Below are 12,078 nucleotides of genomic sequence, written 5' to 3' on the forward strand. Positions count from 1 at the left end.
TGATGACTTCTATTTGAACCGATGAAAAAAAGGAGCGTTAATCGCTCCTTTCTCACCTTCTATAAACTATTTAGCCGTAATAACATCAGGCAAAATCTGGTCGCTTTATATACTTGGCAACGTCAACATAATCAATTTGCGTGGCCGGTAAAAACTGCTCTGCATACTGCTGAAATCCGCCATTGGTTAAGAATAGTAAGAACAAATCTTCATCAATGTGTTTATCCAAGGCCATCTTATGCATAATGTCTATCGCAACACTAAATGGCTTGGCTTTTTTGTAAGGTCGGTCTGCCGCTGTAAGTGCTTCAAAAATGTCGGCTATAACCAAAATTCGCTCTGGGATCGACAAATCAGCGCCGCTGAGTTTCCTTGGATAACCTCTGCCATCCATCGTCTCGTGATGCGTAGAAGCAAAGCGCGGCACATTCGATAATTCAGGTGGGAATGGCAACGCTTCCAGCATTTTAATACCGCTAATCATATGTTCGTTGATTTTGAAACGGTCTTCCGGAGTTAAAGTGCCGCGTGAAATGGTTAAATTATAAACTTCACCATAATTATATTGATGCTCAGGAACCTCCATCTGAATACCGTGTTTTTCTTCGAACTCAATTTGACGTACACGATGAATAATATGTTCGGGTTTATCTGCCAATAAGTTTTCTTTTACTGGCAATGAGCCTTGCGGCGGTACTTTACTCAGCTCTTCGAATGGCGACAAGCCGAGGCGGTTATCAAAATGACGTAACCACGTTTGTTGGGCGATGCTTTTCACCCTTTCAATCTTGTCTTCACTCATAAATTCGCCGCCCACGTTGGCTTTGGCAACAAATTCAAAGTCCTGTTTAAGTTCAGATTGACGGTTATGTAGCTTCTCAAACGCACTGCCTTTATCAATGCTCTCATCTAACAATGAGCGTAGATATTCAATTTCTGCATCACGCCACAACACTTCAAAACGGGTACGAACTTCATGAATACGGTTATAGTTCGCTTCAAGTTTGGTGCCTTTATCAACCACATGCTCAGGCGTGGTGATCTTACCGCAATCATGCAACCATGCTGCGATTCTAAATTCTCGCCTTTCATCATCATTGTTAAAACGAAAATCTTTGTACTTACCTGTATCCGTATCCTCGGCTATTTTTGCCAGCATCATGCCTAGCTCCGGCACGCGATTACAATGACCAGCCGTGTACGGTGATTTATCATCGATTGCTTGGGCGATAAGACAGATGAAGGCATCAATAAATGCCTCTCGCTCTTTCTGATGTCGTTCAATTTCGCTCGCCATCTCTACCACAGATAAAGACAACTCGTGCACTTCTTTAATCCTTGTATCAACCAAACGGACTTGATTGAACTGTCGCTGCTTAATCCGTAATGTTTCACGCCTTAATTGACTAATCGGCTGTACAATCGGCGAGCCAAAAATCCAGGCGATCGGCAGCAGTATCAACATGGCACAAATGGTGATACTAATCGAAGTGACTAAACGCTCAACCACTTGCTTAGTAATCACATTAGTTGGCACAACCACGGCAAAATATTCTTGTGCGCCGCTATTGGACACAGGGGTAACATATAAAAATTGCTCCCCACTCTCTGCAGAAATCATCTGGTTATGTTGTGCTTGTTGAAGCGAAAGATTGAACAGTTCCGGATAAGGTAAGAATCCCGCTTTAGACACGCTGTCATCAAGCCATTTAAGCTCCAGCGCTCTCTTTTGCAACGGCGTAAATTGCTTGATAGCCTGCTCAATTAGTGGCAATAAATGCGCATGCTCTTTTGAGGCATAGAGGTGAAAAGGAACATGATTAAAGTCATTTAAATCGCCAACCGTGATCGCATCGGAATTGGCCGCGCCTCTAATCTCATTTAGGGCAAAAGAGCTATCGATAACAAAATCAACCTTACCTTCTAGCAACAAGGCTTTTGCCTGCTCAAAACGCAATACTGGCTTAATATTCAAGGTGGGTGCAAGATGGTGAAGAACCTGCTCGATCCCGCGCCCTTCAATTACTGCAATTACGCCTTGTTGTAACTCAGTCACAGTCGTGGGTAAGCGCCCCTCTTGTCGCATCGCCACACCAAGTCGGGCGGTGTACATCTTGACGCTCTTTCCTGAGCCATTCAGTGGGTGCTTGTCAGTAAGAGAGTGAATAATATCCAATTCACCTTGATTGAATTTGTGCGTTAAATCTTGGGTAGTAAAACCATTGACGAACTCAAATTGCAAACCTGTCATTTGTGACACAAGTTTTAACTGATCGATCGAGTAACCTTTTGGCTCGCCTGCTTGTGCAAAGTCATAGGGGCCCCAATTGTTTTGATTAGACACTTTAAGCGGAGGTGCATATTGTACATTGCGAATTTGATCATCCGTCAACTTCATTGGTACACCATTGGGAATACTCATCGTCGCATTTTGCGCTAAATTTGAAGCAATAACTTCACCGTTATGGTTAAACAAAAACGCTTCAACCCCGTCACCACCATATATTCCTTTTGCATCGGAACTGATTTTTGAGCTCAATGATGACAATACGATATCGACACCGATCACCGATTTTTTACTGCGAATAGAATAGGTTTGACCGGTGATTTTGAGGTGCTTAAACAAGTATGGATCCGTTTTATATACCGTGCTTTGCGTTGCAGAGTGGAACCAAGGCCGTTGTGAGGGGAAGTAGTTACTGTGTTGCGAAATAATTCGAGTTCGTTTTAACGAATCAGTGTAATACTCGGTGGTACGAATTCGTTCATCGCCTGAACCTTTGATCTTAATAATGACCCAGCGATCTTGCTCAACCGCATCGATTCTTTCTCGAACGATAGGTGACGATTCTAAGTTAATTATTTGATAAAAGTCTTCCGCTCTATTGCCATAATAGAGACTATAGAACAATGGATTATCTTTTAAGACCTGAACGAAAATATCGCGGATTTCTTTCTCACTAAACTGCTTTTCCGCAGCAGTAGAAACGGTACGTAAAATTTGCGCGCTACTGGTCGCATTGACATCGATTTGTTGAATATAATCACTGATCTCTGAGCTAGCCATGGTCAATTTAGACAGCACGTGCTCTTCGGTCATTTGCCGACTAAAGTAATATTGTAAACTAATAGCAAATATAGCGGTAAGTACAGTGGCAAATAGAAACATGCTACCGACAGTGAAGCGAATTGAAAATTTTCTAGCCTTTTTTGACGAACTCTTCATCGTGATCTTTGCCCTCCTTTGGCATCAATCAGGTAAGTCATTGTTATTATGCTTATTATTTCTTTTTTATAATCCTAAGCCCGTGGCACACATCTAATCATCCTAGTTAGAGCTGTGACCCAATATATAATACTAATCTAGTATTCAATTAACTGCACAAAAGTTCAACATTCCATTCGTTATAATTCTTGCATAAGTGCAACAAATAGCTCACATTTATGCAAATCACCTTCTCCATACACATTGATGAGAGACAATTTAGAGTATATACTCTAAATTATTTTCTTGAGTATTTGTCATGAAATTGCGTTCCCTTTCAGTAATATTCAGTTGTGTCGCCTTGGCACCGATGGCACATAGCGCTGAGGAATCCCCTAATGATTTTGATAAAAATCATAAATTTAAGGTAGATGCACATCTTGTCATGTGATCAAATGGTTCTGAGAAAAATCAATAACCAGACAACAAGATGTGCGAACTCGATATTTTACACGACTCTCTTTACCAATTCTGCCCTGAATTGCACTTAAAACGACTCAACAGTTTAACGCTGGCTTGCCACGCATTACTTGAATGTAAAACGCTCACTCTTACCGAACTTGGTCGTAACCTGCCAACGAAAGCCAGAACAAAACATAACATCAAACGAATCGACAGATTGTTAGGTAATCGTCACTTGCACAAAGAGCGACTCGCTGTATACCGTTGGCATGCCAGCTTTATCTGTTCAGGTAATTCGATGCCCATTGTTCTTGTTGACTGGTCTGATATTCGTGAGCAAAAACGGCTTATGGTATTGCGGGCTTCGGTGGCACTACATGGTCGTTCTATTACTCTTTATGAGAAAGCCTTTCCGCTTTCAGAGCAATGTTCAAAGAAGGCTCATGACCAATTTCTAGCCGACCTTGCAAGCATTCTACCGAGTAACACTACACCGCTCATTGTCAGTGATGCTGGCTTTAAAGTGCCATGGTATAAATCCGTTGAAAAGCTAGGTTGGTACTGGTTAAGTCGAGTCAGAGGGAAAGTGCAATATGCAGATTTAGGTGCGGAAAACTGGCAACCTATCAGCAACTTACATAGCATATCCTCAAGTCGCTCAAAGACTTTAGGCTATAAGAGGTTGACTAAGAGCAACCCAATTTCATGTCAAATTGCACTGTATAAATCACGTCCTAAAGGCCGAAAAAATCAGCGTTCGACACGGACTAATTGTCATCATCCGTCACCTAAAATCTACTCCGCTTCGACAAAAGAACCATGGGTTTTAGCGACTAACTTGCCCGTTGAAATCCGAACACCAAAGCAACTTGTTAGGCTCTACTCGAAGCGTATGCAAATTGAAGAAACCTTCCGAGACTTGAAAAGCCCAGCCTACGGTTTAGGCCTCCGTCATAGCCGAACTAGCAGCTCAGAGCGCTTTGATATCATGCTGCTAATCGCCCTAATGCTTCAACTGACATTTTGGCTTGCTGGAGTTCATGGTCAGAAACAAGGTTGGGATAAGCACTTCCAAGCTAACACTGTCAAAAATCGAAATGTACTCTCAACAGTGCGCTTAGGGATGGAAGTTTTGCGGCATTCTGGCTACACAATAACGAGGGAAGACTTGCTCGCGGCTGCAACCCTGCTTGCTCAAAATCTATTCAAACATGGTTGTGCTTTGGGGAAATTATGAGGGGATCCCTCAGCACATAGCGCCGAAATCAGTTTTGATGAAGCATGGCTGCTACTGCAAAAAGACAATAACTCGATTGCCGCACAACGAGCCAACCTTGAACGCTATCAACACCTGCAAGAGGCTAGCGATAGCCTCAATTTGCCTAAAGTTACGGTAGGCGCGAATTACACCCGACTTGACCAAGATGTGACAGTATCGGGAAAACAATTATTTGATAGCACTGGGGCGCACCTACCATCACTAGGTCCAGTTGCAGGCCAACTCATTTCTCAACTCGGCTCGGTCACCTCAACCATCTCTGAGCGAGATATCTTTAGCTCATCTATTCGTGCCATCTGGCCAATTTTCACTAGCGGACGAATCAGCGCAGCGCAAAGTGCCGCAGAAGGCAAAACCGACGAAGCGGTCAGCCAACTGGCGATGGAGACACAAGCTCGCTATGAAGATCTCAGTAAATACTATTTCAGTGTTTTATTAGCAGAAGAAGTCGTGCATACACGCCAGTTAGTCGAACAAGGACTCACCAAACATCGCAACAATGCCCTCAAACTTGAACAACAAGGTCAAATTGCCCGCGTCGAGCGTTTACAAGCTGAAGCTGCGCTTGATAAAGCAACCGTTGAGCGTAAGAAAGCACAAAAAACACTGGTTATCGCCCAATCAGCATTAAGCGAAATACTCAACCAAACAACACAAGTCGAGCCGCGCGATCCGCTATTTATCAACTCAAATTTACCGCCGCTCAGCGCTTTTGTTGATCAAACACTCGCCACCTACCCCGGCCTCGATCTGCTCGATGCCAAAGAAAAGCAAGCCAATAGCTTGATCAAAGCGGAACAGGGCAAATACTACCCAGAAGTATATCTCTATGGTGACTACAGTCTGCATGAGGACGATTCACTGGCAAGCCAAATGAAACCAGACTGGTTAGTCGGTGTTGGAGTGAGCATTCCGCTCATCGATAACAGCGGTCGTAGCGAGCAAGTAAAAGCGGCACATAGTGCGGTGAATCAAGTCAAGTATCTCAAAGCTCAAGCTAAGCAAGATCTCTCCGTACTGGTTAAAAAGACCTACCTTGAAGCCCAACAGGCACAAGAAGAAGTGGTCGGCCTTGGATCGAGTCTCGAATTAGCACATGAAAATCTTAAACTGCGTAACAAAGGCTTTTCACAAGGCTTATCAACTTCAACCGATGTGGTTGATGCGCAACTTTACCTAGCCAGTATTCAAACACAGCGTGCAGCCGCGAGTTTTAACTATCTTATTTCGCTGGCGAAGCTATTGGCACTATCGAATCAAATGAACAGTTTTCCCCAATACCAGCAAACTGCCATCGCAACTAAGAGCCTGTAAGGAACGGACATGAAAAATAAAAAAACACTCGCGCTTTCTGCGGCAGCAATTGCTCTAGCTTCATGGGTAGGTTACAGCTTTTATCAAGCTTACCAGCCTAAGCCTATTCACCTACAAGGTCAGATTGAATCTCAGCAATACAGCATTTCGTCCAAAGTAGCGGGACGTATCGACCAAGTTCTGGTTCGTAAAGGTGACGTGGTCACCAAAGATCAACTTATCTTCACCATTCACAGCCCTGAAATTGAAGCAAAATTAGAGCAAGCAAAAGCGGGTGAAAAAGCGGCGGATGCACTAGCGAAAGAAGCAGAGAAAGGCGCACGTAGCCAACAAATTCAAGCGGCGAAAGATCAGTGGCAGAAAGCAAGCGCGGCTGAAGAGTTAGCCGAAAAAACCTATCTTCGCGTCAACAACCTCTATCAAGATGGCGTTGTTGCAGAGCAAAAGCGCGATGAGGCCCTAACTCAGTGGCAAGCAGCAAAATATACACAAAGTGCCGCTTTCCAAATGTATCAAATGGCCAAAGAAGGCGCTCGTGATGAGACCAAAGTCGCGGCAGCTGAAAAAGCGCGTATGGCCGCAGGCGCAGTCGCCGAAGTGGAGGCTTTCGCCGCCGATACACAAGTCATGAGTTGGTTTGATGGCGAAGTTTCTCAAGTTCTACTGCAAAGTGGCGAGCTAGCACCTCAAGGTTTCCCTGTGGTTACCGTGGTTGATAGACAAGATTCGTGGGCGGTGTTGAATGTGCGTGAAGATTGGCTGAAACACTTCCAAAAAGGAGCAACATTTAACGCTTACCTACCCGCTTTGGACAAAACGGTTGAGTTTACCGTGACTCACATTGCTGTGATGGGTGACTTTGCAACATGGCGTTCAACTGATGCTTCTCAAGGCTTTGATTTACGAACTTTTGAGGTCGAAGCTCGCCCAACCAAGGCAGAACCAGAATTGCGTATGGGCATGAGCGTAGCGGTTGAATTGTAATGGCAAGCGATTCACACACTATTAGTCAATGGCAGATAGTTCGACGAGACGGCTGGTTGCTTTCCAGCCTAACCTGGTTGCCGGTCGCCTTGGCGCTGTCGATTTGGGCCGTCTTCTCACACGGAATCGCTCGTGACCTTCCCATTGCCGTGGTGGACTTTTCTCATAGCGAAATGTCTCAAACCTTAACGCGCTACTACGATGCGACGTCAAGCATGGCTGTGATCCAGCAATTGCAAAGCGTTGAACAGGCGAAACAAGCACTGGTTGAGGGTAAAATCTACGCTTATGCGATAATCCCAAGTAACTTTGACAGCGATGTAAACAAAGGCTTAATGCCGCGAGTCTCAGTCTTTTATAACAGCCAAACCATCCTGATCGGTAAATTAGTCAATTCCGCCTTTTTGCAAGCACAAGGGACGTTTAACGCTCAAGTTACCACGATGAAGAATCTTACTCTGGGTAACCAAACCATCACCAGTGCGATGGCAAACGCCGTCCCAATTCGTACTCAAATAACCCCACTGTTTAATAAAAACAGCAACTATGCGCAGTTTTTAGTGTCAGCGGTCGTGCCTGCATTATGGCAAATCGTTGTAGTTGTGAGTACGATTTTAATTTTAACGGCCAATCACCGCATGCGAGGTTTACGATCTTGGCTAGGTGAAAGACCCGCAAAACAGATCCTAAATACATTAGCGCCCTACTTGCCTATTTTTGTTCTACAAGGTTTTGCGTTTTTGTGTTGGTTCTATATCGGTTTGAAATGGCCGATGAATGGCAGCTTATTCCTGCTTGTTGTTGGCCAATTTGTTACTGCGATTGCCTGCATGATCATGGGAAGTTTCTTCTTTTTTATGACACTCGATCCTGCGCGGGCGATGAGCTTTGCTGGCGCATTCACCGCGCCTAGTTTTGCTTTTATGGGTATCACCTTTCCAGTGACCGATATGAACAGCTTGGCGCAATTTTGGCGGAGTTTATTACCCATCAGCCACTACATCGAACTGCAAGTTAACCAAGTCAGCTACGGCGAACCCTGGCCCGTTGCGCTCAATGAACTGTTACCGATGCTGGGCTATGCCCTGCCATTGTTGCTCACTCTTGTGCTGGTGAAAAAGCACTTAAAACAGGAGCGATTAGCATGAGTTTGTGGTCGTTAATTAAAGCTGAATTAAAAGCCCTGTTAACCAATCCAGTCGTCATGCTCACGGTATTTGGCGGCGTGGTTTTCTACTCTTTTCTATACCCATTGCCGTATAGCAATCAAACCCCGCTAGAGCAAAAAATTACTGTTGTGAACTTGGACTTGAGTCAAACCAGTTACCAGCTCGAACGTATGGTTGATGCAACACCACAAGTCAATATTGTCCGTAGAGATAGCTCAATCATCGGCGCAAAAGAGGCGTTCTTAAACGGCGATGTGAGCGGCATATTAGTGATTCCAGAACACTTCTACAAAGATTTGTTAATGGGTAAAAGCCCCACGCTGGCTTACGCAGGTGATGCCTCTTATTTCTTGGTTTACGGCACTATTGTCGAAGGCTTAGCCCACGCAGGCGGCACACTAGCGGCCAAATCAACCGTCAGTAAATTGGTGATTGAAGGAACTCCGATTGAACAAGCGGTGAATCAATACGCACCAAGTCAGCTCAATATGAAGCCTACTTTTAATCCTCGCATGGGCTATCTAGATTATGTTGTTCCGGCGGTTTTTGTTTTAATTCTGCAGCAAACTCTTGCAATGGCAGCAGGATTGCTTGGCGGGACACAAAAACACGGTAAAGGGTATTGGAGCCGCACGCCAGCGCTCCAGCTCATCACGGTTCGCACCTGTATCTTGGTGATAATCTATTACCTACTTAGCATGTATTACTTCGGTGCTAGCTTTACGATGTACAGTGTTAACCAACTCGCCCCTATCAGCCAGTTGCTCACCATGCTACTGCCGTTTTTAATCGCTACCAGCGCGATCGGAATATGGCTTGGGCAAATATTACCACGCCGAGAATTAGTCACTCTGGTGGTACTGATAAGCTCCATGCCACTCATATTCAGTGCGGGTTTTATTTGGCCGACACAATCCATTCCTAACATTGTGCTTTGGCTAGCGAATCTCTTCCCAAGTACCGCCGCGATACAAGGATTCTTGGCGCTGAATCAAATGGGGGCTGATTGGCAACAAGTCGCACCACATTACACCCAGCTTTGGCTACAAGCCATCGCTTGGTTTAGCTTGGCGCTTTGGTCAGTACATCGAGGCAAGCAGAAAGCTCACCATAAATAGTGAGCTTGCTTATTAGCTGTTATCGATAAAAATAAAGCGTGGTCAATCAACCACGCTTTATTTTTTACTCATATATTTAGCCGTTTTTCACCAGCAGTGATGAAGCCTATTGCCATGACTGCCAGCGACTGCGCATTTTCTCAATCACCGCTTGCGATACCCCATGAATATTTTGATACTGACCGAGACATTCAATCACTTCAAATTCAGCCCCTAACTTCTTCGCCATCTGATAATAGGGTTTGATTTCCCAACGGCGAACGAACGTATTGGAAACCACTACATCTTGACCATTTTTAAGGGCCGCTTCCGTCTGCGCTTGGCACCACTGATGGGCATCTTCCAATTGCAACGGATCAAAATGATACTCACCGGTTGTGAGAGCAAAATACATATCCGCTTCAAAATGAGCAGTTTGATAAGTGCTTGCCAGAGTGCTCTTTCCCGAACCGGGTAAACCACGAATAAGTGTTAATTTAGGCATACTGCTAATGGGGCTTAGGGAATATTGAACAATTGCTGTTGATTATACTTAAATTTGTTATCGACATCTCAAATTGATTCAGGTAAGTTTGGATGTATAGACGTCCAAAGCTGCTTTAGGGAGAAAGCTGTGCCGATTAGGATCCCCGATCAATTACCCGCTTCAGATGTGCTACGCGAAGAAAATATCTTCGTTATGCCCGAAACTCGTGCTGCGACACAGAACATTCGTCCACTGAAGGTGTTAATCCTCAATCTAATGCCGAAAAAAATCGAGACGGAAACTCAGTTTTTGCGCCTGTTATCAAATAGCCCGCTGCAAGTAGATATTGAATTGCTGCGCATTGATAACCGTCCAAGTAAGAATACACCCACTCAACATCTTGATACCTTCTATCGTCAATTTGAAATGGTCAAGCAACGTAATTTTGATGGCATGATCATCACCGGTGCCCCTCTGGGTTTGGTGCAATTTGAGGATGTGATTTATTGGGATCACTTAAAGAATATTATGAGCTGGGCCAAAGAACATGTCACCTCGACGCTGTATGTGTGCTGGGCGGCGCAAGCGGGCTTAAAACTGCTCTACGATTTACCGAAACGAACTCGTAAAGAGAAGCTGTCTGGCGTATATCGCCATCAAGTGCAGCAACCTTTCCATGCTCTACTACGTGGTTTTGATGATGAGTTTCTAGCGCCCCATTCTCGTTATGCTGATTTCTCGTCAGAGTATTTAAGCGAACACACTGATCTGGATATTCTAGCCACATCCGATGTGGCTGGTGTTTACTTAGCGTCAACGAAAGACAAGCGCAATGTGTTTGTTACAGGACACCCTGAATACGATGCCCATACCTTACACAATGAATATGTGCGAGATAGTAATGAAGGGATGGAACCCGTTGTTCCGGTAAACTACTACCCAAATAACGACCCACAGAACAATCCACGCGCCAGTTGGCGTAGCCATGGTCACCTATTGTTTTCAAACTGGCTCAACTACTGTGTTTATCAACAAACACCGTTTGACCTTGAGCACTTTAGTGAAGCGAACTTTACTAAAGACGACTAATCGGAAAGACAAGAGTAAACCACTCTCGAACCACGACAACACTCCCAAAAGGCCATCACGCATGGCCTTTTTTTACATTATTTGCTGCCGTTCAACTCGCATGTTAACCATATACTCACTCGCTCTACAGGGCTTTCCGCGCTTTGCCGTGATTATAATCCTCTCATAACCAAGGGGTTGGTCATGACATCTTGCATTAGCAAATTTATCATAAACAAACAGACACTTATCGCCACCAACTGTCTGTTATTACTTTCCGCCTGTGTCACCATTCACACCGATGAACGTGTAACACTCAATATCTCATCCCAAGAAAAAGCCGAAGCACGGATTGAACTTGGGATTGGCTATCTGCAACAAGGTAACCTAGCAAAAGCGCGGGAGAATTTTGAAAAAGCCCTACAACACACACCTGATTACTATCGCGCTCAACTCTCACTCGCCCACTATCACCAACAAGTGGGTGAATACCAATACGCGGAAAACTTGTATCGCAAAACACTCGCTTTACACCCCAACAATGGCAACGTACTCAATAACTACGGTACCTTTCTTTGTAAACAAGGTAACTTCACCGCGGCTGAAGGTTATTTCAAACAAGCTATCAAACAGCCGAGGTATTATTCCATTTCGGCTAGTTATGAAAATGCCGCCTTTTGCGCCATCAAATCAGGAGACATCGATAAAGCCATGATCTATTTCTCAAGAGCGATTGATTATGAGCCGACGCGCCATCGTGCAATATTGAACTTAGCAAAGCTTGAAATTAGCCAGAGCCAACTGAATGAGGCTCGCTTGCGATTGTTTCGATTAATGCAGACCGAAGAGTTAAATTTGCCAGTGAAGCGTAAGGTACTTACGTTAATGATTGCACTAGAAACCAAAGCCGACAACGCAACCCTTGTCGAACGCTATCAGCAGCAACTGGCCGCAATCAACACATGATCTGGGATAACTATAAAGCCGCGTTTCAAACCATCAACATCAATCAC

Annotated in this window: 9 protein-coding genes; 7 read left to right on the forward strand and 2 right to left on the reverse strand. The window is 44.5% G+C overall.

Annotated elements, in window-relative coordinates:
- Nucleotides 1-85: 85 nt before the first annotated feature.
- The gene (locus tag RJD38_RS14405; RefSeq protein WP_065430343.1) at nucleotides 86-3,226 is read right to left on the reverse strand and encodes an HD domain-containing phosphohydrolase; all 3,141 of its coding nucleotides are present in this window, start codon (nucleotides 3,224-3,226) and stop codon (nucleotides 86-88) included.
- A gap of 469 nt (nucleotides 3,227-3,695) precedes the next feature.
- On the opposite strand from RJD38_RS14405, the gene RJD38_RS14410 reads away from it, so the two are divergent.
- Genes RJD38_RS14410 through RJD38_RS14430 form a run of 5 tightly spaced genes read left to right on the forward strand, consistent with a single transcriptional unit; the run spans nucleotide 3,696 to nucleotide 9,531 of the window.
- Nucleotides 3,696-4,904, forward strand: coding sequence for an IS4 family transposase (locus RJD38_RS14410; protein ID WP_032073033.1), 1,209 nt, complete (start codon nucleotides 3,696-3,698; stop codon nucleotides 4,902-4,904).
- 27 nt (nucleotides 4,905-4,931) lie between these two features.
- Entirely contained in the window at nucleotides 4,932-6,260 is a 1,329-nt protein-coding gene (locus RJD38_RS14415; protein ID WP_367971454.1) for a TolC family protein, read from the forward strand.
- Between the two features lie 9 nt (nucleotides 6,261-6,269).
- On the forward strand, nucleotides 6,270-7,244 hold the full coding sequence (locus RJD38_RS14420; protein WP_065430341.1) for an HlyD family secretion protein: 975 nt from the start codon (nucleotides 6,270-6,272) through the stop codon (nucleotides 7,242-7,244).
- A complete protein-coding gene (locus RJD38_RS14425) occupies nucleotides 7,244-8,392 on the forward strand; it encodes an ABC transporter permease (RefSeq protein WP_065430340.1) in 1,149 nt (382 codons plus the stop codon). The genes RJD38_RS14420 and RJD38_RS14425 overlap by 1 nt, the downstream gene beginning before the upstream one ends.
- On the forward strand, nucleotides 8,389-9,531 hold the full coding sequence (locus RJD38_RS14430; RefSeq protein WP_065430339.1) for an ABC transporter permease: 1,143 nt from the start codon (nucleotides 8,389-8,391) through the stop codon (nucleotides 9,529-9,531). Before RJD38_RS14425 ends, RJD38_RS14430 begins: the two co-directional genes overlap by 4 nt.
- Before the next feature lie 106 nt (nucleotides 9,532-9,637).
- Here RJD38_RS14430 and RJD38_RS14435 read toward each other — a convergent pair whose 3' ends face one another.
- Nucleotides 9,638-10,015: an ATP-binding protein gene (locus RJD38_RS14435; protein ID WP_005597505.1), complete on the reverse strand. Its 378-nt coding sequence runs from the start codon at nucleotides 10,013-10,015 to the stop codon at nucleotides 9,638-9,640.
- A gap of 129 nt (nucleotides 10,016-10,144) precedes the next feature.
- On the opposite strand from RJD38_RS14435, the gene metA reads away from it, so the two are divergent.
- Together metA and pilW are read left to right on the forward strand one after the other, a co-directional pair.
- On the forward strand, nucleotides 10,145-11,086 hold the full coding sequence (gene metA, locus RJD38_RS14440) for a homoserine O-acetyltransferase MetA (protein ID WP_005597507.1): 942 nt from the start codon (nucleotides 10,145-10,147) through the stop codon (nucleotides 11,084-11,086).
- A gap of 183 nt (nucleotides 11,087-11,269) precedes the next feature.
- Nucleotides 11,270-12,031 carry a type IV pilus biogenesis/stability protein PilW gene (pilW, locus tag RJD38_RS14445; protein WP_083163366.1) on the forward strand — a complete coding sequence of 254 codons (762 nt, stop codon included), beginning with the start codon at nucleotides 11,270-11,272 and terminating at the stop codon, nucleotides 12,029-12,031.
- Nucleotides 12,032-12,078 lie beyond the last annotated feature (47 nt).

The sequence above is a fragment of the Vibrio scophthalmi genome (assembly GCF_040869025.1).
GTDB lineage: Bacteria > Pseudomonadota > Gammaproteobacteria > Enterobacterales > Vibrionaceae > Vibrio > Vibrio scophthalmi.

What these genes read in the sequence shown, in the direction of transcription:
- RJD38_RS14425 (WP_065430340.1), top strand. Translation starts at nt 7,244, where the DNA reads ATGGCAAGCGATTCACACACTATTAGTCAATGGCAGATAGTTCGACGA.
- pilW (WP_083163366.1), top strand. Translation starts at nt 11,270, where the DNA reads ATGACATCTTGCATTAGCAAATTTATCATAAACAAACAGACACTTATC.
- RJD38_RS14405 (WP_065430343.1), bottom strand. Translation starts at nt 3,226, where the DNA reads ATGAAGAGTTCGTCAAAAAAGGCTAGAAAATTTTCAATTCGCTTCACT.
- RJD38_RS14435 (WP_005597505.1), bottom strand. Translation starts at nt 10,015, where the DNA reads ATGCCTAAATTAACACTTATTCGTGGTTTACCCGGTTCGGGAAAGAGC.
- RJD38_RS14410 (WP_032073033.1), top strand. Translation starts at nt 3,696, where the DNA reads ATGTGCGAACTCGATATTTTACACGACTCTCTTTACCAATTCTGCCCT.
- RJD38_RS14430 (WP_065430339.1), top strand. Translation starts at nt 8,389, where the DNA reads ATGAGTTTGTGGTCGTTAATTAAAGCTGAATTAAAAGCCCTGTTAACC.
- RJD38_RS14420 (WP_065430341.1), top strand. Translation starts at nt 6,270, where the DNA reads ATGAAAAATAAAAAAACACTCGCGCTTTCTGCGGCAGCAATTGCTCTA.